This is a genomic window from Asaia sp. A2 (assembly GCF_057319415.1).
In genome coordinates this window covers 190,078-212,135 of the sequence record NZ_JBXWTO010000007.1, presented here as the reverse complement: position 1 = coordinate 212,135, position 22,058 = coordinate 190,078, and the positions used below count along the sequence as shown (strand labels likewise).

At 59.2% G+C, this 22,058-nt stretch carries 19 protein-coding genes; 14 read left to right on the top strand and 5 right to left on the bottom strand.

Annotated elements, in window-relative coordinates; genetic code table 11:
• On the bottom strand, positions 1-196 hold a 196-nt coding region (locus tag ACWNRM_RS08305; RefSeq protein ID WP_485170338.1), incomplete at its 3' end, for a helix-turn-helix domain-containing protein.
• Positions 197-340: 144 nt separating this feature from the next.
• On the bottom strand, positions 341-2,845 hold the full coding sequence (locus tag ACWNRM_RS08300; protein WP_485172188.1) for a glycosyltransferase family 2 protein: 2,505 nt from the start codon (positions 2,843-2,845) through the stop codon (positions 341-343).
• 151 nt (positions 2,846-2,996) lie between these two features.
• Here ACWNRM_RS08300 and ACWNRM_RS08295 point away from each other — a divergent pair, with 151 nt between their 5' ends.
• The 7 genes from ACWNRM_RS08295 to ACWNRM_RS08265 all read left to right on the top strand — a co-directional run bounded on the left by ACWNRM_RS08295 (position 2,997) and on the right by ACWNRM_RS08265 (position 9,337).
• Entirely contained in the window at positions 2,997-3,935 is a 939-nt protein-coding gene (locus ACWNRM_RS08295) for a glycosyltransferase family 2 protein (RefSeq protein WP_485170336.1), read from the top strand.
• A gap of 137 nt (positions 3,936-4,072) precedes the next feature.
• Entirely contained in the window at positions 4,073-5,047 is a 975-nt protein-coding gene (pstC, locus tag ACWNRM_RS08290) for a phosphate ABC transporter permease subunit PstC (RefSeq protein ID WP_485170348.1), read from the top strand.
• Positions 5,044-5,913: a phosphate ABC transporter permease PstA gene (pstA, locus tag ACWNRM_RS08285; protein ID WP_485170335.1), complete on the top strand. Its 870-nt coding sequence runs from the start codon at positions 5,044-5,046 to the stop codon at positions 5,911-5,913. The genes pstC and pstA overlap by 4 nt, the downstream gene beginning before the upstream one ends.
• A gap of 19 nt (positions 5,914-5,932) precedes the next feature.
• Entirely contained in the window at positions 5,933-6,739 is an 807-nt protein-coding gene (pstB, locus tag ACWNRM_RS08280; protein WP_485170334.1) for a phosphate ABC transporter ATP-binding protein PstB, read from the top strand.
• A 31-nt stretch (positions 6,740-6,770) separates the two neighbouring features.
• Positions 6,771-7,487: a phosphate signaling complex protein PhoU gene (gene phoU / locus ACWNRM_RS08275; RefSeq protein ID WP_023979057.1), complete on the top strand. Its 717-nt coding sequence runs from the start codon at positions 6,771-6,773 to the stop codon at positions 7,485-7,487.
• On the top strand, positions 7,484-8,179 hold the full coding sequence (gene phoB, locus ACWNRM_RS08270) for a phosphate regulon transcriptional regulator PhoB (protein ID WP_023979056.1): 696 nt from the start codon (positions 7,484-7,486) through the stop codon (positions 8,177-8,179). The genes phoU and phoB overlap by 4 nt, the downstream gene beginning before the upstream one ends.
• An 84-nt stretch (positions 8,180-8,263) precedes the next feature.
• Positions 8,264-9,337, top strand: a complete 1,074-nt coding sequence (locus ACWNRM_RS08265) for a sensor histidine kinase (RefSeq protein ID WP_485170333.1) — start codon at positions 8,264-8,266, stop codon at positions 9,335-9,337.
• A 310-nt stretch (positions 9,338-9,647) separates the two neighbouring features.
• Here the strand turns inward: ACWNRM_RS08265 and ACWNRM_RS08260 are convergent, their stop codons facing one another.
• Positions 9,648-10,019 (bottom strand): DUF4870 family protein, encoded by a 372-nt coding sequence (locus ACWNRM_RS08260; RefSeq protein ID WP_062164088.1) that lies wholly within the window; start codon positions 10,017-10,019, stop codon positions 9,648-9,650.
• A 138-nt stretch (positions 10,020-10,157) separates the two neighbouring features.
• Here ACWNRM_RS08260 and pstS point away from each other — a divergent pair, with 138 nt between their 5' ends.
• The 3 genes from pstS to ACWNRM_RS08245 all read left to right on the top strand — a co-directional run bounded on the left by pstS (position 10,158) and on the right by ACWNRM_RS08245 (position 12,719).
• Positions 10,158-11,150, top strand: coding sequence for a phosphate ABC transporter substrate-binding protein PstS (gene pstS, locus ACWNRM_RS08255; RefSeq protein ID WP_485170332.1), 993 nt, complete (start codon positions 10,158-10,160; stop codon positions 11,148-11,150).
• A gap of 238 nt (positions 11,151-11,388) precedes the next feature.
• Positions 11,389-11,856: a low molecular weight protein-tyrosine-phosphatase gene (locus ACWNRM_RS08250; RefSeq protein WP_122049143.1), complete on the top strand. Its 468-nt coding sequence runs from the start codon at positions 11,389-11,391 to the stop codon at positions 11,854-11,856.
• 14 nt (positions 11,857-11,870) lie between these two features.
• Positions 11,871-12,719 (top strand): fructosamine kinase family protein, encoded by an 849-nt coding sequence (locus ACWNRM_RS08245; protein WP_485170331.1) that lies wholly within the window; start codon positions 11,871-11,873, stop codon positions 12,717-12,719.
• A gap of 386 nt (positions 12,720-13,105) precedes the next feature.
• Here the strand turns inward: ACWNRM_RS08245 and ACWNRM_RS08240 are convergent, their stop codons facing one another.
• A complete protein-coding gene (locus tag ACWNRM_RS08240; protein WP_485170330.1) occupies positions 13,106-14,743 on the bottom strand; it encodes a dihydroxyacetone kinase subunit DhaK in 1,638 nt (545 codons plus the stop codon).
• Between the two features lie 466 nt (positions 14,744-15,209).
• Here ACWNRM_RS08240 and ACWNRM_RS08235 point away from each other — a divergent pair, with 466 nt between their 5' ends.
• The gene (locus tag ACWNRM_RS08235) at positions 15,210-16,616 is read left to right on the top strand and encodes an amino acid permease (RefSeq protein ID WP_485170329.1); all 1,407 of its coding nucleotides are present in this window, start codon (positions 15,210-15,212) and stop codon (positions 16,614-16,616) included.
• A gap of 18 nt (positions 16,617-16,634) precedes the next feature.
• Here ACWNRM_RS08235 and ACWNRM_RS08230 read toward each other — a convergent pair whose 3' ends face one another.
• On the bottom strand, positions 16,635-17,867 hold the full coding sequence (locus tag ACWNRM_RS08230) for a dicarboxylate/amino acid:cation symporter (protein WP_485170328.1): 1,233 nt from the start codon (positions 17,865-17,867) through the stop codon (positions 16,635-16,637).
• Between the two features lie 153 nt (positions 17,868-18,020).
• Here ACWNRM_RS08230 and ACWNRM_RS08225 point away from each other — a divergent pair, with 153 nt between their 5' ends.
• From ACWNRM_RS08225 to ACWNRM_RS08215, 3 genes are all read left to right on the top strand, one after another.
• The gene (locus tag ACWNRM_RS08225) at positions 18,021-18,482 is read left to right on the top strand and encodes a hypothetical protein (RefSeq protein WP_485170327.1); all 462 of its coding nucleotides are present in this window, start codon (positions 18,021-18,023) and stop codon (positions 18,480-18,482) included.
• 801 nt (positions 18,483-19,283) lie between these two features.
• Positions 19,284-21,395, top strand: a complete 2,112-nt coding sequence (locus tag ACWNRM_RS08220; protein WP_485170326.1) for an AfsR/SARP family transcriptional regulator — start codon at positions 19,284-19,286, stop codon at positions 21,393-21,395.
• Between the two features lie 218 nt (positions 21,396-21,613).
• Positions 21,614-22,048, top strand: coding sequence for a DUF3576 domain-containing protein (locus tag ACWNRM_RS08215; protein ID WP_485170347.1), 435 nt, complete (start codon positions 21,614-21,616; stop codon positions 22,046-22,048).
• Positions 22,049-22,058 lie beyond the last annotated feature (10 nt).

The window sequence follows — 22,058 nt, the reverse complement described above, 5'->3', positions numbered from 1 at the left end:
CGATCCTGTGTGACAGTCGATCCCCACCGCGTGGTTTTGCTGCGGGGCTGCCAGTCGACGCGGCCAGGGCACACCAGCGAACCGCACTCGCCGGACTGACGCCAAAGCGCTCGGCAGCCTGCCGGCGCGACAGGCCCTTTGAAACCGCCGCGACAACGCGGGCACGTAGATCCAGAGACAGGGTGCGTGACGACATCCAGCGCCGACCTCCATCCCGGCCGTCACCTTGAATCAGATCACACACAGATTGGGAATCCCAAATGGTTCAATCAGCAAAGAAAACGCTCTAGCAGGCAAGCGCCTTGTCACGGGCGCGAGCCCTTCATGCGGGTAGCCCCGATCAGGTGCGTTGGGGATCGACCAGATCAAAGAAGGGCTGAAGATCGACGGTGAAGAAGCGCGGATAGGCCGGGTCGCGTTCATAGAGCGGGTGTCCGGCCCAGCGCTGCTGCATGACCTGTCCTTCCTCGAAGAAGCGCGCTTCCTGCTCCGGCACATCATCCGAGCCGCGTGAGACGCTTTCATGGTGCCAGGCCAGTGCCTCGGCGCAGTAGATAATGCGATGACCGGCCGCCCGTATCCTGAGGCAAAGATCGACATCGTTATAGGCGATCTTCAGATGGGTCTCATCGAACTGCCCGACATCCTCGAAAACCGAACGCTTGACGAGCATGCAGGCTGCGGTGACCGCCGTGACCTCATGGCTGAGCAGGATACGACCGATATAGCCGTAATCCTCAGGGCCGCAGCCGCGATGGGCATGGGCCCCCACGCCAGCAGGGCCAACCACGACGCCGGCATGCTGTATGGTCTGGTTGGGATAGAGCAGGCGCGCCCCAACGGCGGCGACGCCCGTATCGGCCAGCGCCTCATTCATCATCAGGCGCAGCCAGTTGGGGTGTTCGACGAACACATCATTGTTCATGAACACAAGATAGTCGGACCGGCATCCCGCCGCGGCTAGGTTGTTGAGCCTCGAATAGTTGAAAGGCTCTTCCACTGTCAGAAAGCGGATATTGGGTTGGTCACCGAACTCACGCATGAAGTCGTGTGCCTCGGGCGTGACTGACCAGTTATCGATCAGGACAATCTCGAAATCCGGATAATCCGTGCGTTCCAGCAGGGTTTCCAGGCAGCGGCGCGTGATGTCGATCTGATCCTTGAACGGGATGATGATCGAGACACTGGGGGCGGCATCGAGCCGCCAGTCCACCCGGTAAAGGGTAAGGCCATTGATGGACGAGACATCGGCCGGAAAGCCCCGACGTGTCAGATGGTCCGAGACGGCCTTCACCCCGGCGGCGATGGCGTAATTCTTGTTGCCCACTGTCACCGCAGTCGAATTGGGTGTCATGCGCCAGTGATAGAGCAGCTCCGACACATGGGCGATGCGATCATGGGGAACGGCTTCACAGGCACGCAGCATGAAATCGTGATCCTGCGCACCATCATATTCGGCGCGCAGCGGGCCGATGGCGCGCATGGTCGCGGTTTTAACCATCGTGAGATGGCAGATATAGTTGCAGCCCAGCAGGTAGCGGTAGTTGAAATCAGGCTTGAAATTGGGGGATTGCCAGTTATTGGCCAGATCAACCTTGTCCTCATCTGAATAGATGACGAGCGCATTGCTCTCCTGTGCCTTGCGCAGCATGATTTCTAGTGCGACATCGACCAGCATGTCGTCATGGTCGAAAAACACCGTATAGGCTCCCCTGGCGGCTTCCATGCCAGCATTGGTAGCCCCTGAAATTCCCTGGTTTTTCGTGAGCGGGAGAACGCGGATACGGCTGTCTCTGGCGGCATATTCCTTCATCAGCGCTGTCGTCCGGGGGCAGACCATGCCGTCATCAATCAGGAGAAGTTCCCAGTTGCGATAGGTCTGGTTCAGGACCGAGTTGATGGCGGTGACATAGTCTGCCTTCAGAGGCTTGTAGGTGGGACAAAGGATGCTGATCAGCGGTTCATCTGCCAGCGGGGCCTTGACGCGCATGAGTGCTGTGCGCTCGCGCAGGGCCGGATAATAGAGCGAGGCCCAGCGGTCATAATTGCCAAGATTATATCCTGCCTGGGGGATGGCAGCGCGTATCTCGGTGCGCAGCTTGGTCAGTTCGCGGTGCAGGCGGTCGATTGTCTCGGCAATGTCGAGAAGGCGCGTTTCAAGCGCGTCATCGGCGATCGAGCTTGTGAAAGGGCTGCCCATGAGGTGCTCCCCCTCGGGCATGACCTTGACCGAAAAGCTTCTGGGGGAGGAGCCGCGAAAGCGCTGCGGGATGGGAATTTCGAACCCGCAATTCGGATTGCAGCCCACAGCAGCGGCAACGTCGCCACGATAGCGATCGGCACGCACCTGCGCGACCATGACATTATTGGCTGTGACCGATATGATGCAGTCACCGCGCCATTCGACGTCTCCGGGCAATTTTTGCAGGATCCAGCCCTTGAGCGCCCCCTGTTTGATGCCATCAATGCAGCTTGAGTATTCAATTCTGGATTCCAAAGTAAATTTCAGGTAAGATTTCACGGAATCCGGTACAGAATCATCTCGTACAGGTAAAGATTTTCGATCTTGGAGGCGAATGGATAATTCGTGCGCCTTGCCATCCATGAAATCTGAAGGAATATCGAAAACGAAACCCAGACGGTCGTGGGGTGCTTTCAAGGCAGTCTGAACATCGCTCCGTGACCGATCGGCCAGAACCTGTGCGATTTCCTGACCGTCAATCAGGATATGGAGGCGGACCGGGGTTGAAGGATCAAGCCGGTTCACAGCCCAACCGGTGATGGTCTCATTCTGGAGACCTTCACAATAGCCAATAAAGGGACTGTTGGTTGGGGCGGTTTGCATAGTCTGTTTCTCTTGCCAGTCATCACCAATGACCTTCTCGCGGTCATTGATGCCAGCAATGCCGCAGTTACACTCTTGTGGCTAGGTAAATACCTTGTCCGATCTACTCAGGAGATATTTCATTACACTCCCTTCCAGAATACGCGTTGTCATGATGCAGCGTGATGAAGGCACCATGCTGATGGCATGGCTATCCTATTACGGTCGGTTGTTCGGCTTTCAGAACCTGACGATTTTCGATAATGGATCGTCTGACCCTTTCACGCTTCACCTTCTGGCTCAGGCCCGCCGATGCGGCGCAACCGTGCGGTATGATCGCGATGATCCGTCGGATTTCCACGGTAAAGGGCTGCATTTTGCCGAGCAGATACGTGAATGGGATCGTATCGGCGCATATGACTTTGCGCTTCCTGTTGATTGCGACGAGTTTCTTGCCGTCGTGGGTGATGAGGGTATTTCGACAAGCCCGGACATGATCATGCAGGAGTTTGTCAGTCATGCCAATGAAAAGCGCTCTTTGCGTATCGCGACATCACTGTTCAATATCCCCGCTCGGCCCGGCTGGTTTGCGGTTGATTCCGGATTCTACAAGGGGTTTGTGCCTGCGCATAGCGTCGGTGTGGTCGATAACGGGCAGCATAACCCGTCTTCCGTTCTGGCCCCCGGTTATGCCCTGACGCGCTTTACCTATCTGCACTGGCATAATCATGAGTATGACGAGATGCAGCGCCGCGCCCGTCGCAAACTGGCAAACTCACTGGTTGATCCCAATGATCACGAGGCCCTTTTCCGCTACGCAGCAACGCCCAACCTTCCCGGACGCCACCTTGTAAATGTGTTGCTGGAGAATGAAGCACATTATCTCGCCCGCTATGAGGGGCTTCTTCAAGTCTATATTCCGTGGGCAAAATCCCCATCCGCCTTGCCAAATCACCTTGAAGACGGACCGGTTTTCTTTCGCGATCATCTGACTGCACGGCCATGGAGAGCCGAATCATACAAGGCGGCGCAACCTGACGTCGGAGAGTGGTCACCGGGCCCGTTGATGCATTATCTGCTTCATGGCTGGGCAGAGGGGCGCGGCTTCTGACCTTGTCATGAAATCTTCACAGGCTTGCCACGAACAGGCTTGTTGTCTCACAGGGACTGGAAAGCTACACGACAGACTGGCAGAAGATGCCTTTGACCTCTGTCACCGCCTTGTTTGAGCCAGGACGCAACGACCGTATGACTAGTGCTGCCGCGCCGCGGACCCAGCCTGCCCCGCTCCAGGAAGCCCGGAAAACTCCGTTCTGGAAGGGCGATCGTCTATTCCGGCTGCTGGTAGGGGCATGCGCCCTTCTGGTGCTCGTATCGCTGGGCGGGCTTGTTCTGACCATGGCGCTGGGCGGAAGCAAGGCCTTCAGCACCTTCGGTGCCGGCTTTGCTTTCCATGATGTGTGGAATCCCGTCACCAATGAATACGGTGCACTGGCGCCTGTATTCGGTACGATCGGCTCGACGCTTATCGCCATTCTGATCGGTGTGCCGCTGGCCTTCGGGGCGGCGTTCTGGCTGACCAATATCGCACCGCCCATGGTGGCTGGCGTGGTCGGGACTGCCGTGCAGCTTCTTGCCGCGGTGCCCTCGATCATCTTCGGCATGTGGGGCTTCTTCATTGTCGTGCCCTTCATGGCGCAGCATGTTCAGCCTTTCTTCCGGCATCATTTCGGCCATGTGCCCGGCATACGCTGGCTCGTGCATGGGGCGCCGTTCGGTTATGGCCTGCTGACGGGAGGTCTCGTTCTGGCTGTCATGATCACACCCTTCGTGACGGCAGTGATGCGTGACGTGTTTGCGGTCATGCCGCCCATGCTCAAGGAGAGCGCCTACGGGCTGGGCGCCACACGCTGGGAGGTCATGCGCCGGGTAATCGTGCCCTGGTCGCGTGCTGGTATGATCGGTGGGGTGGTGCTCGGCATGGGGCGAGCCCTTGGTGAGACCATGGCGGTCACCTTCGTCATCGGCAATGCCAATACGATTGGCTGGTCACTGTTTGCACCGCGCAATACGGTGGCCTCTCTTGTCGCGCTCGAATTTCCTGAGAGTGCGGCAGGCAGCCTCAAGCTCTCCTCGCTTCTGGCTCTGGGTTTCATCCTGATGCTGCTGTCCTTTACCACGCTGGCCATCGCGCGCTGGTTACTGCGGGAGAAGCGGGCATGAGCAAGGCGATGGGACAGGGCTGGCGCAAGGACCCGCGCGCCACACAGCGCCTCGTGATGGACCGTCTGGCAACTATCATGAGTCTTGCCGCAACGGGCATACTCGTACTGGCGCTGGTTTCCATTCTCTGGACTCTGCTCTGGAACGGTCTCGCAGGGCTGTCTCTGGCGGCATTGCTTCATCCCATGGGGCCGCCGGGCAGTGATGGCGGTCTGGCCAATGCCATTCTCGGCAGCCTGATCCAGACAGCGGTGGCGCTCATCATTGCAACGCCGGTCGGTCTGGGCTGCGGGATCTATCTTTCGGAGTTCGGCAGCGGCTCGAAATTTGCGATGTCGGTGCGCTTCGTCTCTGACGTGCTGCTTTCGGCGCCGTCCATTCTGATCGGCCTGTTCGTTTATCTCGTGCTTGTGGCCCCTTTCGGCCACTTCTCCGGGCTGGCAGGGTCGGTGGCGCTGGCCATTCTCGCTGTGCCGATCATCGTGCGCACGACCGAGGATATGCTGCGCCTCGTGCCCGTGGCCATGCGTGAGGCTGGCTCGGCCCTTGGGGCGGCTCATTGGCGTGTTGTGCTCTTTCTGTGCCTGCGTTCCGCAGCACCGGGCGTTCTCACGGGCATCCTGCTTGCGCTTGCCCGCGTGAGCGGTGAGACCGCCCCCCTTCTATTCACCTCGCTTGGCAATCAGAACTGGTCGTTCAGCCTCAACAAGCCCATGGCGAGCCTTCCCATCGCCATCTACCAGTATGCTGGAGCGTCTTATGATGACTGGGTCCGTCTGGCCTGGACGGGCGCGCTTCTGGTGACGCTTGGCGTTCTGGGTATCAATATCATCGTGCGGTTCGGCTTCCGCAGCAAACAGTCATAAGCAAGAGGACGACACGCTCATGAGCGAAGCCCTGCAGGATTTTTCCCATACATCGTCCGCTCCGGCCACACCGGAGGCGGCTCTGGCTGTGCGGGAACTCGATTTTTACTACGGCGAGAAACAGGCCCTTAAATCCATCACGATGGATTTTCGCAAGCAGAACGTGACGGCTATGATCGGCCCTTCCGGCTGCGGCAAGTCCACGCTGCTGCGTATCTTCAACCGGATGTACGATCTGTATCCGGGGCAGAAAGCAACGGGGTCGGTCCTGTTTGACGGCGCCAATATTCTCGATCCGGCGCTCGACCTGAATATGCTGCGCTCGCGTATCGGCATGGTGTTCCAGAAGCCCACTCCGTTTCCGATGTCGATCTATGACAACATTGCTTTCGGTGTGCGCCTGCATGAGAAGCTCTCCCGCTCGGAAATGGACGCACGTGTCGAAGATGTGCTGACGCGCGTGGCCCTGTGGAAGGAAGTGCGCGATCGTCTGAAAGAGCCCGCAGCGGGCATGTCGGGTGGCCAGCAGCAGCGTCTGTGCATTGCCCGCAGCATCGCGACCAAGCCAGAAGTGCTGTTGCTCGATGAACCGACTTCGGCGCTGGACCCGATTTCGACCGCGCGTATCGAGGAGCTTCTTGACGAGCTCAAGCAGGATTTCACCATCGCTATCGTGACGCATAACATGCAGCAGGCGGCACGCTGTGCGGATCAGGTCGCCTTTTTCTATCTCGGCTCCCTGATCGAAATGGACAGCGCTGACCGGATGTTCACCAATCCGCGTCAGAAGCAGACTCAGGATTATATCACCGGGCGTTTCGGTTAAGTTTTCCCCAAGCGGGTAGGGATACGCAATTATGCCAGCGGACAGTCTTCACACAGTCAAGAGCTACGAGCAGGAACTGGACCGGATGCGCGCCATGATGGCGCGTATGGGCGGTATTGTCGAAAGTCAGGTGGCGCAGGCCGTAGCCGCCGTGACCGAGCATGATGAGGATGCCGCTCAGGCGGCCCCTGCGCAGGACCCGCAGGTGGATATGCTTGAGCGCGATGTCGAGGCCCTGGCGATCCGCCTTCTGGCGCTCCGCAGCCCGATGGCGGGCGATCTGCGCGAGATCGTGGCCGCTCTCAAGATCACCGGCGACCTTGAGCGTATTGGCGATTATGCCGCCTCGATCGCCCGTCGCAGTCAGCGTTTCGATCTGGTCGATCGCCAGATCTCGCTTTCGGGTCTGCGCAGCATGGGGCGACTGGTGCAGGAGAACCTGCGCCGCGTGATCGATGCCGTGACCCAGCAGGATGCCGACCGCGCAACCGAAGTCTGGCAGGCCGATCGTGAGGTGGACGAGTACTATACCGCCATGTTCCGCGAGCTCGTCACCTACATGATGGAGGACCCGCGCAACATCAGCCCGTGTACTCATCTGCTGTTCATTGCCAAGAATTTTGAACGCATCGGTGATCACACCACCAATATTGCCGAGCGCGTCTATTACGCCGTGACGGGGGAGAACCTGCCTTCGGTGCGCCCGCGCGGTGGTCTGGCAGCCGGGGATGATCTGGTTTCGCGATGAGTGGCTCTTTGGTGAAAATCGTTGTGGTCGAGGATGATCCCTCCCTGCAACTCATGATCCGCTATAACCTCGACAAGCTCGGTTATGACGTCTCGGCTTTCCCCGAGGCCGAGCAGGCCTGGGAGTTCATCTCCCGCTCCCGTCCGGATGCGATGGTGCTGGACTGGATGCTGCCGGGTATGTCGGGCATCGATCTGTGCCGCCGAATCAGGGGGACAGCCTCGCTGCATGACCTGCCTGTGCTCATGCTGACGGCGCGTGCCGACGAGCAGGACAGTATTCGCGGGCTCGACAGCGGTGCTGATGACTATATTGCCAAGCCCTGCAGCATCGAGGCGCTCGACGCCCGCCTGCGCGCCCTGCTGCGCCGTACGCAACCCGTCAAGCAGAATGTCCTGAGCTTTGCCGATCTGACACTCGATCTGCAGACACATCGTGCCGAGCGCAATGGCCGTGCCCTGACCCTCGGCCCGACCGAATTCCGCCTGCTGGAATTTCTGATGCGTCATCCGCGCCGGGTCTTTTCACGCGAGGATCTGCTCCAGAAAGTATGGGGCTCCAACGTGCATGTGGAACTGCGTACCATCGATGTGCATATCCGCAGGTTGCGCCGGGCGCTTAATCTCGACACGGAACTCGATTACGTCAGAACCGTGCGTTCTGCCGGTTATGCCCTTGACGATCAGGCCTGAGAGACCACGACCCTGACGGCTCTGCTTGCAATCCTTCTTGGTTGCTCATGTCTTGGGTGGGGGCTTACATGGCGACAGTCACGTTTGCGCCTCGCCCGCCTGCCAACCCCTGTGGCGATGGTGAACACCCAGCCGGGAGAGGCTCCCAAGGCCCCGGTCTTTTGCGAACTCCTGCCTATTCCTGCTGTGTTGCTGGGCGCAGGCGGGCGCATTTTCCATGCCAATCGTGTGGCACATGCTGTCTTTGGTGACGCGCTTGGGGCAGTCATCCGTCACCCTGCGGTGCAATCTGTCCTTGCAACGCTGACCCCCGAAACGGGGGTCGTCACGCGTGTCGAGCTCGATGTGCCGGTGCGGCGGATCGTGCAGGTGACTTTCCGGAAATGGCCGGAGCGCTTTGCCAGCGCCATAGGCTGGGAAGAGGGCGTGCTTGCCGTTCTGGAAGACTGCTCCGAGTTCGAGGTCGTGGACCGGATGCGCGCCGATTTCGTGGCCTATGCAAGCCATGAACTGCGCACGCCTCTGGCGTCACTCATAGGCTTCATCGAAACCCTGCAGGGCCCGGCGGCCGAGGACCCTGCAGCACAGCAGCAGTTTCTGGCCATCATGGCGGCGCAGGCTGCGCGTATGGAGCGGCTGATCGAGCGCCTGCTTTATCTGTCGCGTGTGCAGCGCCTCGAACATATGCGGCCTCATGACATGGTGTCCGCACAGGACCTTATGGATCGCCTGCTGGAAGACAGTCAGATCCTGATACGGTCATCCGATGCCAGACTGATCCTTCTGCCTACTGAGGATGACCTTTTCTTCCCGGCGGATGAGGATCAGATCGTTCAGGTGTTGCTCAATCTGGTCGAAAACGCTCTTAAATATGGCGGCCCTGCCATCGAGATACGGGTCGGGATCACAGCAGAGAACGGCAAGGGTATCGAGATTACCGTCGCGGATAATGGCCGTGGGGTGGACAGTCAGCATGTGCCCCGTTTGACCGAGCGTTTCTATCGGGTTGAGGGGCGTGCCACAGCTTCGCAATCGGGTACGGGGCTCGGACTGGCGATCGTCAAGCATATCGTGGATCGGCATGGCGGCCGCCTGCGTATCGAGAGCGCGCCGGGCAAGGGCATGACCTGTCGCATCTGGCTGCCAAGAACGAGCTGAGCAGGAATGGGGCGGGCGAGCCTCTGTCCCAAGCTTTGACAGAGCACAGAAACCTGCCGTGATGGCAGCTTCCAATTTCGTGATGACCCGAGGGCAATACACAAGCTGGTTCAGGAACCGAAGGCGAGCGAGGGAGGAGTGAGAGGGAAGGGCCCGAAATCCTGCAAGGGGCAGTGTATTATCGAGGCCGCTTTCATCCCCCCGATCTACGCAGGCTGTGGGGCGGCTTGTCCCGGCGTCCTCCAGAGGCATGGCATGCCGGCAGGGGACGCCTGCCGCATTCGGGCAGGCTCACTCACGGCGTGTAGTGTCAGAACCAGCCGCGCGGATTGCGCATCGGTGCTTCGTCAACCAGTGCGACGATGGGGCGGATGACGCGGACCAGCCACCAGACAAAAAGCAGACCAAGCAGGACATAACCGATCATCACGAGGCAGAGTAGTCCTGCCACGATGGCCCCCAGGAGTCCGAGCCAGAATGTGCGGATGGCGTAGATGAAATGGCTCTCATAGATCGTCCCCACCGCGTCACCGCGTTTGAGATAGGCAACAATCACACCGGGTATGCTGGTGATGCCGAAAAAGAACGAGGCGATGAACAGGATATGTACGATCCAGGCCCAGCGTCTTGCACGGTCGCTTCGGGGCGAAGCAGGCCAGGTTTGTGTAAAGCTCGGTTGCATGGAAGGAGTCGCTCCTGAAATCCTGTCGGGCCGATGCGGTATTAGGCCTGTTGGCGGGATATGGTATCGTATCATCAGCCCGTTCGCTCAGGCTATCCTGAAGAGCGGCATTGTGGTTACAGAAAATCGATCGGTGTCATGATTTCGCTTTCCCGCTCCCTTCTGCTTTTCGGTCTGGCAGCCGTCATTTCCGCTCCCGCCGCCCACGCCCAGAGCGTGACCGGTGCCGGGTCGAGTTTTGCAGCGCCGCTTTATGAAAGCTGGGGCGAAATCGCCAAGGCAAAGGCGGGGATCGGGGTGAATTATCAGAGCGTGGGTTCGGGCGCGGGGCTCAATCAGGTCGTGGCCGGTACGGTCGATTTCGGCGCGTCGGACAAACCGGCAGCGACTGCCCTGCTCGATGCCCATCACCTTTACCAGTTCCCCACCGCGCTCGGGGCGATTGTGGTCATCGTGAATGTTCCCGGTATCCCGGCCGGGGCGCTGCAACTCGACGGGCCGACGCTGGCCGCCCTTTATGATGGGCGCATCACCGAATGGAATGACCCGAAAATCCAGGCGCAGAACCCCGGGCTGAATCTGCCAGATGCGGATGTGGCACCGATCCATCGAGCCGATGCCTCAGGGACGAGCTTCGTCTTTACCTCCTATCTCTCCCATGTCTCCCCTGAATGGAAAGCCCATATCGGCGCGGGAACCTCTGTTGCATGGCGTGATGGCGCAGGCGCACGGGGCAACGATGGTGTCGCGGCCAGCGTCAAGGAGACCGTGGGGGGAATCGGGTATGTGGAATATGCCTATGCCAGTCACAACCACATTCCCATGGCGCGTATGAAAAGCCATGACGGGGTCTATGTCACGGCCTCGCCTCAAAGCTTCATGGCCGCTGCTTCGCAGGCCGACTGGGCCCATGCAAGCCACCATGTGGTGGATCTGCTCGACAGTGCGGGCGGCAATGCCTGGCCGATCATGAGCGCGACCTACGCCATCGTGCCGATTGAGGTGAAGCCGGAGACGAAGCGTTTCTTCGAGATCGGCCTGCGCGAAGGTGAGCAGGAAGCGCGAAAGCTCGACTACATCACTGTGCCCGATGCGGTGCGTGACGATATTCTGGCTGGCTGGCCGCACTGAACCCGGCTGCCGGAACGTTGCACGAACCGACACGACTGGCGCAGATTTCCTGAAAGGGTCTCTCTGACGCCTGATAGGGCCGGGGGCTGAAAGTTCCCTTGCCAGGCAGTAGCAAAGTCTTGATAGGCCATGGCATTTCCAAGCGTCACGGGCTGTCTATTCTGGTTCAGATCCTTCCAAGGCCGGTAAGTAACGCCCGGTTTCGGAACGGCACCAGAGATTCTGCGGGAATGATCCTATGCCTTTGCCTTCCTTTCTTTTTGTCTGCACAGGCAATATTTGCCGCTCTCCCCTTGCCGAGGCAGCCATGCGTGCCGAAGCGGCTCGTCGGGGCCTGACTTTGGACATCGACTCGGCGGCGACCGGTGTCTGGCACGTGGGCGAAGCACCGGACAGCCGTGCGCGGCGCGTTGCGAAGAAGCACGGGCTTGATATTGATACCTATGTCGCAAGGCAGGTCCAGGAAGACGATTTCACGCGTTTCGATCATATCATCGCGCTCGATTCAGGGCATTTGCGTGCCCTGCGTCGACTGGCCCCGGAGGCGGAACAGGAGCGTATCCGCCTGCTGATGGATTATGTGCCTGAGCGCGCTGGTGAGGAGATCTCAGATCCTTTTTATGGCAAGGACATCGATTTCGAGACGGCGTGGCAGGAAATTGCTCTAGGCTGCGCGCATCTGGCCAGTTTCACGCTGGATTCCTGATAGGGGCTTCCCTGATGACAGATCGCCCTCCTCAACAGGCCGCTTCCCGGTTCGTGCAGATTGCGGCCCTGATCGGGGAGGAGAGCGTCTTTGAGGTGCGATCCCTCGGTGGGGGCGATTTGTCTGACATCTGGCAGCTCGATTTCGCGTCCGGGCGCCGTGTTGTCGTCAAGAATGGCCCTCATGTCGCTACTGAAGCAGCCATGCTCGATGCGCTGGCGACAACAGGCGTGGCTGTTCCGCCCGTTCTGGCAGTGCAGGGGGATCTGCTCGCGCTGGGCTATGTGCCGCGGGGCGGGCAAGGCGACGAGGCGTGGTCGGCGCTGGGGCAGGCGATGCGCTGCCTGCATGAGGTGAAGCAGCCTCCACGTTATGGGTGGGCCGAGGATTACGCTTTCGGTACGGTGCCTATCGTCAATGACTGGACGCTCGACTGGCGTGATTTCTGGCGAGATTGCCGGTTAAGGCCTTTCCTCGCTAGCCTTCCCAGGGAAGTGGCGGCACGGGTCAATCGCCTGTCGCAAACCCTGGATCGCTTTCTGCCATCGATTCCGCGCCCCACGCTTTTGCATGGCGATCTCTGGACTGGCAATTTCATCACCTCGCCCGCGGCTGAGGGCGGAATACGCGCCGTCTTGATCGATCCCGCCTGTTATATCGGCGATGCAAGCGCGGATTTTGCCATACTGACGCTTTTCGCCACGCCGCCTGAGGCGTTCTGGCGCAGCTATGGTCCATTGCCGGAGGGATATGAACGTAGCATCAATGTCTATCGTCTCTGGCCTGCACTGGTGCATTATCGTCTGTTCGGGGCCACTTATCTCGGTCTTGTGCAAAGCCTGCTCGATACGTTGGAGCTTTGATATTGCTAACCCGGTCTGCGTTGTAGAGCATAAACGCTCTATTGATCCACAGGCGGAGTTCTTCGGGCATGGGCAGATCCATGACCAAGGGAGTCCAGCTCAAAGCACGGGGCTTGTTGTTCGACTGTCGCGGTTGTAGCGCAGCGCGCTATGGCAGCGCATCCGAATACACGGACAGGCTCCCCCCTGTCGCGAGTGCGCTCGGTGTCGTGGCGTCGCGATAACATGCGTTTTGATGTGTGTGAGGCCTGGGTGCGCGGCGACCTCATACCATTTGAGGTGGATGTCAGAGCCATCGGAGCGTGACCCATTGTCACGCTCCTTCGCTGTTGCCCCCTGTCCGGTTCGCGGGAAGCACCCGGGATGGAACAGGGGGGGGGGAGTTTTCAGGTCGATGCCGCCAGGGCCTCGAAGAGCACGGCGATGGCCTCGGCACCGGGGTCCGGGATATTGGCCAGCTGCTCGGGCGGGATATAGGAAGCGCGTCCGGCACGCGCTTTCATGCTCCGTGTCGCGTCGGCCCCCTTGCGTGCTGCGACCGCCGCCTGCGCGAGTGACTGACCGGATTGCAGCGCGGCAATGGCAGGAAGAAGTGCATCGAGCATGGTGCGGTCACCTGGCTTTGCCCCGCCATAGGCCTGCATGCGCGCGGCACCGTTATGCAAACCTTCGCGCCAGTTTTCATCATGCCCCGCCGTGGTCATGAGAATGGACAGCAGAACGCCGCTCGACCCACCGCTGTGACGGGCCAGAAGGCGGCCGATTGTGGCCATGAGTGCCTGCGGCGAGGCGAGGGGAAGGCGGTCGATGGCGCGCAGAACCTGCCGCGCGGCTTCGGCAAATGTCGAGCCTGCATCGCCATCACCGCATTTGGCATCGAGCGTATTGAGGGCGGCCTCGTGCCCGATCAACGCATTCGCGCCGCTTGTGATGAGGCGCCTGAGCAACGGATTGTCAGAGGGCGCATCCGTAAACGTTTCGGGCAGCGCGGGCACAGGCAGGGTCGCGACCGGACCGAAAGCGGCCAGACCGGGCCATGCGTGAGGCTCGGCCGGTGCAGCAAGCGCCTCAACGAAGGCGGGTTCTGCAGGGAGCGTCGTCAGGGAGAAGCCGTTCATGTCGAGCGCTGTCATGACCGGGGCTGGGCCGGCAATCCATGCTGTCCGGGCGGCCAGTGATGTGCGGGAGAAACCGTCAAGGAGTGCCAAGGCCTCAAGGGGCGGCACACTACCCAGCATGTTGAGAAGGATAATCTGCCTGGTTGCGCCTTTGGCATCGTTCTCTGGCAGGGATGACAGGAGCCGGTCCGCTGCGAGCGCAACCAGTTTGTCGAGAGGGGCCATCGGCATACGTTCGACGCCGGCTTCACCATGTATGCCGAGCCCGAGTTCGGCCTCGTTTTCGCCAAGGCGGGGCGGCTGGTCAGGCGTATAGACATTGCAGTCGCTCAGGGCGAGGCCGATGGAACGAAGCGCACCCGCCGCATTCCGGGCCTGCGCGGCGACCTCTGCAAGCGGGCGGCCAGTCTCGGCGGCGTAGCCAGCGATCTTGTGAACCAGAACGGTGCCGGCAATGCCGCGTGCCTTGGCCGTTTGGCCAAGGGCAATGTCATCGCCCACGATAACGAGCTCGACGTCGAGTCCGAGCGCCTTCGCCTGTTCGGCTGCGATACCGAAATTGAGCCGGTCTCCGGTGTAGTTCTTGACGACAAGCAGGCATCCGGCCGGGCCGGTCACGGCGCGTATGGCCGCAAGAATGGCATCGACACCCGGTGAGGCGAAAAGCTGACCGCAGACGGCTGCCGTCAGCATGCCCTTTCCGACAAAGCCAGCATGGGCGGGCTCGTGCCCCGAACCACCACCCGAGACAACGGCCACGCGATCTTTCGCCCAGTTCTTTCGCAGGACGACATGGATATCGTCGGCACCTTCAAGCCGACAAAGATGGCTCCCCGCTGAGGAGCGCAACAGCCCCTCAATGCCCTCGGCTACGATTGTGTCACGGGAATTGAAAAAGCGCTTCATGGACGAACTCCGCCTTGATCGCGGGGCTGTGGCGGCCCCTGTTGTCGCTCGGTTGGGTCAGGCTAGAATCGTCAACGATCGGAGGACATGACATTTCTATGTGAAAAGAGACACATTGATGTGACGTTGATCGCATTCCTGCGAGATCGGGCGTGATTTACCGGCATGCGGGTGGCAAGGATCGCGCCCCTGCATCGGCGTTCAGGCCGTATGGGTCCATTGGTCGCGTTGGATCAGTGCCAACGACCCCTCTGTTATCTTTCAGGCTCGACAGGTTGTGAAGAAGTGCCGACTGCCCCGCTCGGTCACCTGAATACGGGCAATGACTTGACACAAGCGGTGCGCTGCCGTGCATTTCCGGATTATGGCATCCGGTTCGGAGGCTGATCGAAACGATTGGCAGCGGTCCGGGAATTCGTTACGATTAGACAAGAATTTTTGTCAACAGGGTCAGGATTACAGAGTTTTGGACATTCCATCCAAGTCGCATCTTCATCCCCCACCGCAAGTCGATGAGGGCTATCACAAGGATCTCGGGCGCCGTCAGGTCCAGATGATCGCCATTGGCGGGGCTATCGGCACGGGGCTTTTCCTTGGTGCCGGCTCGCGGTTACAGCAGGCGGGCCCGGCTCTCGCACTCGATTACCTCGTTTGCGGCATGTTCTGCTTTCTCATCCTTCGGGCGCTTGGCGAACTGGTGATGTACCGCCCCAGCGCGGGCAGCTTCGTTTCCTATGCCCGTGAGTTTCTGGGCGAGAAGGCGGCCTATGCAGCCGGGTGGCTCTCCTTCCTGAACTGGGCCATGACCGGTATCGTCGATATCACGGCTGTTGCGCTTTACATGCATTTCTGGGGCACGTTCGATCATGTCCCACAATGGGTGTTTGCGCTCGTGGCGCTGGGCATTGTCGGCACCATGAACATGATTGGTGTGCGCTATTTTGGCGAGCTGGAGTTCTGGTTCTCGCTTATCAAGGTCATTGCGCTCGCCCTTTTCCTGATTTTCGGTTGCGTCGTTCTTGGCCTCAAGATGCCGGTGGCAGGCACTGTGCCCGGTTTTCATCTGATCTCCGAAAATGGTGGTATCTTCCCCCACGGGATCATGCCGGCGTTGTTCCTGATGCAGGGCGTCGTGTTCGCCTATTCGGCCATCGAACTGGTAGGCACGGCGGCAGGTGAGTGCGCCAATCCGCGTGAGATCATCCCGCGTGCCATCAACAGCGTGATCTGGCGTATCGGCCTGTTCTATGTCGGCTCGGTTATCCTTCTGGTCTGTCTGCTGCCCTGGAATGCCTACCACAAGGGCGTCAGCCCGTTCGTGACCTTCTTCCAGGCCCTTGGCGTGCCTCATGTCGATACGGTCATGAACATCGTGGTGCTCACCGCAGCCCTGTCGAGCTTGAATTCGGGCCTGTATTCGACCGGGCGTATCCTGCGTGCCCTTGCCATGGGGGGCTCGGCACCGCGTGCCCTGGCACGGATGAACAAGCAATCCGTCCCTTATGTCGGGATTCTGACCACCGTCGCAGTCTATCTGGTTGGGGTGGGTCTCAATTATCTCATCCCGTCCCGCGTGTTCGAGATCGTGCTCAACGTGGCAGCTCTCGGTATCATCAGCACCTGGAGCTTCATTCTGATCTGCCAGATACGACTGCGCCAGCTGGTTAATCGTGGCGCGGTCGAAAGTGCCGGGTTTCGTATGCCGGGTGCGCCGTTCACCTCGTGGCTGACGCTGGGCTTTCTCGGCTTTGTGGTTGTCATGATGGGGCTGGATTACCCCGAGGGCACCTACACGGTGCTCGCTATTCCGTTCATTGCTTTGCTTCTCGCCGGTGGCTGGGGACTGATCCTTCTGAGCCGCAGGAAAGCCTGACCAAACGAGACGGCCTGCTCAGTCCAGTTGGGACCGGGCAGGTTCTGCGGGCAACTGCCCTTCCCATTTGGCGACCACGGCCGTCGCCAGGGAGTTGCCGACGACATTCGTGGCCGAACGGCCCATATCCAAAAAAGTATCGACGCCTAGAATCAGCAGAACCCCCTCTTCCGGGAGTTTGAACTGGCTGAGCGTTGCCGCGATCACGACCAGCGACGCGCGGGGAATACCGGCAACGCCCTTGCTGGTCAGCATCAGGGTGAGCAGCATGATGATCTGCGTGCTCCAGGGCAGGCTGATATCATAGGCCTGTGCGATGAAGATGCTGGCGAAGGTGCAATACATCATCGTGCCGTCGAGATTGAACGAGTAGCCAAGGGGCAGCACGAAGGACGAAATGCGGCGTGAAATGGGAAACCGCGAGAGCTGGTCGAGCATCAGCGGATAGGCGGCTTCCGAACTTGCTGTCGAAAAGGCCAGCAGGAATGGCTCACGCATCAGGCTGATCAGGCGGCGCGCCGGCCGACCGAGAATGGCGAAGGCAGCCGCAATAAGCGAACACCAGAGCAGGAAGAGCGCAATATAGAACTCCCCCATGAACTTGCCGTAATTGATGAGCACGCCCAGGCCATTGGTGGTTATGGTCGCGGCCATGGCGCAGAATACGGCCAGCGGGGCCAGGAGCATCACATAGCCTGTTACCTTGAGGATGATCTGTGACAGGCTCTCTGTCCATTCCATGATCACCTTGGCCTTTTCAGGCATGGAGGCGCAGGCGACGCCAAAAAAGACCGAGAACACGACAATCTGCAGGATTTCGTTATCCGTCATCGCGCGGAAAACGGAATCTGGCACAATATGCTTGACGAAGCTGTCGAGCGACATGCCGTCGGTTGCGATGGGAGATGTTGTAACGCCGTGCAGGCGATGCATTCCGACACCGGGGCCAAAAAGATTGACCAGAATCATGCCGAGCGTCAGCGAGAACAGTGAGGCCAGAACGAACCAGATCATGGCTTTCGCCCCAACGCGTCCAACTGAAGCTGCATCCGACATATGACCGATACCCACCACGAGGGTGGAGAACACCAGCGGGGCAATGATCATCTTGATCAGGCGCAGAAAGACGGTCGAGCCGATGGAGATGTAATGCGCAAAATGCTGCTGCTGTACGGAATCGGCGATCCAGGCATGAGCGAGGCCACCCACCGTAATGCCAAGCAGCATCGCGATGATGATGAGTGTGGTCATGCTCATGCGCTTCATTGAGGCTGCTCCAAAACGGCGAGGGAAGCCTGGGTCTAGGCCATAACACCCTGTCATATCAAATCTGGAACAGTCATCAGGCCCCTTTGTCGCCTCCGAACCGCTTTCTGGACGGGTGTCATCCCGGAGCGACGGGCGGTGAAAACTTTCCTGACCTCCGGTCTTCATCTGGCGTTGTGGCCCCGTATGTTCTCGGTCATACGAGATAAGGCCCAACGGGCGATGGCGGGAGGCACGGGGGTAACCAACCCTGTCATCCTGTCTCGCCAATCTGCCAAGCCTTGCGCCGTTCAGAGGAAGAGAAGCGTGATACAAAATACCATTGCGGTGATATTCGGGCTGATTGTTGGTCTGTTTTCCCTGATCGTATCGGTTATTGCTGTTATTGAGGAGGCGGCACGGAGGGGATTGCAGTCCCTTGGTGTACCTCATCAGGTGCAGACTTCGCTTCTGGCTTTGCTACTGCTGATACTTGTGGTGGTATCTTTTCGATTGTTCGGTCGACTTTTCGGTTTCCTGATAGCGATCGCCCTGATTGCGCTTTTGCTGCATGCCCTTTTTGCGCCGCAAGTGCAGAATGTGTCTGGTATCGCAATCTGATAAGCCCTCGGGGTGAGGTCAGGAAACGGGTCGTACCAGTGACGTACGGATGTCCGTCTGTCGTGCGGTGATATGGATCATCACCTAGTTGCCCGAGTGCAGATTTTTTTTGGGAGCGCTTCGGGTCGCCGTACAGGAGCGGCAAAGATTGTGATGGTGTCCGCGGCGGGATTCGAACCCACGGCCCCAGGATTCATACCACTTCGGCTTTCGCCGCCGGTGCGCAAGGCGTACCGTTCGTGGTCTGGACTGTCTCTTCACCATGGCCCGGCGAACCGGACGACAGGCGCTGCCCGTACAGTCTCTACACCTCCATGCCTCCTTGCGAACGCATGTTTGGCTCGGGATTGGCACAGCTAGACGCCAGAGCGTTCCCCGAATTTGAGCAGATCCACCATGACGTTTCCGACCATGGCGCCCAATTTTAGGAATCCTGTGCTCTATCCTGCTGAGCTACGCGGACAACCTCGGCTACTTTAAGGTTCTCGCATGGGTCAGGCAAGAGGTGCATTTTCAATTTTTTCTGTACCCGCTGATCGGTTGCAATACTCGTAAGTCATTCTAAGATTGATTTTGTCAGTAAGTCCGTTTGCATGCGAAGGTGAAGAAAATTAAACACTTTTATGCTGGCATGCGGAACGATTTACTTTAGTTCTCTACCCTGAGGGTGCCAACGGCAGTCACATTCTTGGCATATTCGTCTCCTTCAACTACGCGCGATGCCGAGTGGAGAATACGTTTCGTAAAAAAAACCGGGATGGGGATGTGATACAAGGCTTTGAGAAAAGAAAGCGTGAAGTAATGTTCGATCTGGCCCTTCGTGGTGTTGCAAAAACCGATTCCACCCTGCTGCGTCTGCGACTGATTGGTCGCGTTGAGGCGACAACCCTGACGGGTGAAAGTGTTCTTCCTGTCGGTGGAAAGACGAAGGGACTACTCGCCATTCTTGCGCTTTCCGACCGCAAGCCTGTTGCCCGCTCCCATCTCGCCGAATTGCTGTGGAGCCGTCGCCCGGATGATCTGGCGCGCGCATCATTGCGTCAGGAAATACATCGGCTGCTTGATGCGCTCAGTCCCTTGGGGGTCGACGTCATCGACGTGCAGCGCCACACGCTTGCGCTCAAGCCCGCGCTTACTTCGGTCGATGTTGAGCGCATTCTCAATGGCGGGAAATCCATCCTGCGTGAATTGCCGCCGCCAAGCGAGGTTCTGCTCGGAGAGCTGAATGGTATCGATCCGGCGTTCAGCGAGTGGATCGAAGGTCAGCGCACACGCCTGAACCGTCACATCTATCAGCTTTTCGAGAGTGCCCTGCGTACGCAGGTTGATCCTGATGCCATTCTTGAGACTGCCGACCATTTGCTGGTGCGTGATGGCCTGAATGAGGCCGCATGGCGCGCGCGTATCCAGGCTTGGGTGACGAAGGGAGAGTATGCCCAGGCTGCCGCGCTGGGCGACCAGGTCGTGCAGCTTTTTCAGGACCAGCTAGGCACCGTGCCGGGGCCTGCGACAATGGGGCTTGTGCGCAGCCTTCAGGAGCGCATTGCCTTTGACTCCTATGCCATGACGCATCATGGCACCGCTGTTGCCAGTGACCCAGGGCTTGTTCACACGGATCTCCATGCCGAAAACGGCAGGCTGTTTCCCGGTGGAGGGGCGGAGGCGTCCCTTTTGACGACAGGTCACGCGCCGCGCACGCTGGGTTCCATCGCCGTTGCGCCCCTGAAGGCTGCGGGCGGTATACATGCCGACACCCTGGCAGCTGAGCTTACCGAGCGCCTTGAGGTCAAGCTCGTGGGCCTCCAGACCTTTACGGTTGTACCGTTCCCCGAGACGCCTCAGGGTGAAACAGGGCCTCTGCTGGGTAATACGCACAACCCGGGGACCGATTATGTCATTTCGGGTCTGGTTCGATCGAATGTCGAGCACGGTGATGCCAGTGAAGGCTATGTGATCATCCGGCTCCTGAGTCTGCGTCAGGAAGGATCTGTTGTCTGGGCTGATCGTTTTGAGCTGCCGCGGGATACGCGTGCTCAGCGTGCGTTGCTTTTCTATGTGATGAAGTCGCTTCAGTGGTCGCTCTTCGTTTCGGAGGGACAGCGTATGATGTCACGCCCGATCGCAGAACTGTCAGCCTTTCAGATGGCTGTGCGCGCGCTCACTCTCCTGTTGCGCTGCGACGTGACGCTTTTCGCCGAATTGAGCGATCTGGTCGAGCGAGCCTATCAGTCCGATCAGGAATCGGTTTTCGTTCTCTATGTGCGTTCACTGATAAGGTTCTTCCTTCATCAGGAAAACTGGTCGTCGACCCCGCGCGAGGATATTGAGGAGATTGCTTCTGCTGCGGGATATGTGGCCATTCAGCTCCGCGCCAATCCGCTTGGCGTATGGCTGTCGATGATGACGCGGACTTTCACGCCTGGTCAGCTCGATGAAGCAAAGGCGCTTACGGCAGAATATACCGGCGCTGCCGGTGTGTTTCCTGCTATCGCCATCTCGCCGTCCATTCATGCGCTCAAGGCTGCTCAGGCGCTGTTGTCCGAAGAGAAAGCGGTTGCGCTTGAGGAGATCCAGCAATTCCGGGCTTTGCGGGCCTCACAGCCTCTGGCCGTTCTGTCGGAGCCGTTCAGCATTTTTGTGCTTGAGGCCGCCGGAAACAATGAAGAGGCCAGGCAGGCGGGTGCAGCCTTTGTCAGTCTTTATCCGCGCAGTGCTGCCGGGGTGCTTTATTACCTCGTCTCCCTCGCTTCTCATGGGATGGGAGAAGAGACTGAGCGCGTGAAACGCCATTTGCTGCGGCTTGTGCCGGACATTACCATTTCTGGTGTGCTGTCACGACATGACTTTCTGCCGCAGGCAATGCAGACTTGGCTGCGTGAAATGCTTGGGCGGGTAAGCCTGCCGCAAGGATAAGTGGTAACCCAGCCTTGGCGGGACCGGGCGGGCGCGATATGAACGATTGTTGAAGCCGGACGCGGGTGCCGCGATCGGGGATTTCGACACGCGGCCAGTGCCAGTCTAATAGGGACAACATGACACCTCGTTTGCAGCCGATCGCCCCTCTCAACGCGCCCATAAAGGCGCTGTCATTCAAGGGACGGTTCCTCCCCGTTCTGCCGCTTTGCGCCCTTATGGCGCTGAGCGCCTGTGGCGGTGGGCGTGATCCCGACAGCCTGACACAGCCCCGCAACCATCTGCTTGGCGTCGATCGCGGCGCAACAGGTGGAGACGACCAGCTTCAGGGCGGGGTCAATGCCTATCTCTGGCGTGGTGCTATCGACACTCTGTCATTCATGCCATTTGCCTCGGCTGACGCCAATGGCGGCGTAATTCTGACGGACTGGTATCAGCCTCCAGCCAGTACCAATGAGCGCTTCAAGATCGCTGCCTATATTCTTGATCGCCGGCTGCGCTCGGATGCACTGCGCGTTTCTGTGTTCCGTCAGGAGAAACAGGGAGGCGAGTGGGTAGATACACCCGTTGCCCCGAATACGACCTCGGACATTACGACGCGTATTCTTGCCCGTGCGCGCCAGCTCCGTGCGGATAATGGCAACCGGGACTGAACGTCCCGTC

Coding starts and splice junctions, on each gene's coding strand:
- ACWNRM_RS08295 (WP_485170336.1), top strand. CDS start 2,997: ATGATGCAGCGTGATGAAGGCACCATGCTGATGGCATGGCTATCCTAT.
- ACWNRM_RS08215 (WP_485170347.1), top strand. CDS start 21,614: ATGGCGCTGAGCGCCTGTGGCGGTGGGCGTGATCCCGACAGCCTGACA.
- ACWNRM_RS08230 (WP_485170328.1), bottom strand. CDS start 17,867: ATGACCACACTCATCATCATCGCGATGCTGCTTGGCATTACGGTGGGT.
- phoB (WP_023979056.1), top strand. CDS start 7,484: ATGAGTGGCTCTTTGGTGAAAATCGTTGTGGTCGAGGATGATCCCTCC.
- ACWNRM_RS08300 (WP_485172188.1), bottom strand. CDS start 2,845: ATGCAAACCGCCCCAACCAACAGTCCCTTTATTGGCTATTGTGAAGGT.
- ACWNRM_RS08260 (WP_062164088.1), bottom strand. CDS start 10,019: ATGCAACCGAGCTTTACACAAACCTGGCCTGCTTCGCCCCGAAGCGAC.
- pstB (WP_485170334.1), top strand. CDS start 5,933: ATGAGCGAAGCCCTGCAGGATTTTTCCCATACATCGTCCGCTCCGGCC.
- pstC (WP_485170348.1), top strand. CDS start 4,073: ATGACTAGTGCTGCCGCGCCGCGGACCCAGCCTGCCCCGCTCCAGGAA.
- pstA (WP_485170335.1), top strand. CDS start 5,044: ATGAGCAAGGCGATGGGACAGGGCTGGCGCAAGGACCCGCGCGCCACA.
- ACWNRM_RS08220 (WP_485170326.1), top strand. CDS start 19,284: ATGTTCGATCTGGCCCTTCGTGGTGTTGCAAAAACCGATTCCACCCTG.
- phoU (WP_023979057.1), top strand. CDS start 6,771: ATGCCAGCGGACAGTCTTCACACAGTCAAGAGCTACGAGCAGGAACTG.
- ACWNRM_RS08245 (WP_485170331.1), top strand. CDS start 11,871: ATGACAGATCGCCCTCCTCAACAGGCCGCTTCCCGGTTCGTGCAGATT.
- ACWNRM_RS08240 (WP_485170330.1), bottom strand. CDS start 14,743: ATGAAGCGCTTTTTCAATTCCCGTGACACAATCGTAGCCGAGGGCATT.
- pstS (WP_485170332.1), top strand. CDS start 10,158: ATGATTTCGCTTTCCCGCTCCCTTCTGCTTTTCGGTCTGGCAGCCGTC.
- ACWNRM_RS08250 (WP_122049143.1), top strand. CDS start 11,389: ATGCCTTTGCCTTCCTTTCTTTTTGTCTGCACAGGCAATATTTGCCGC.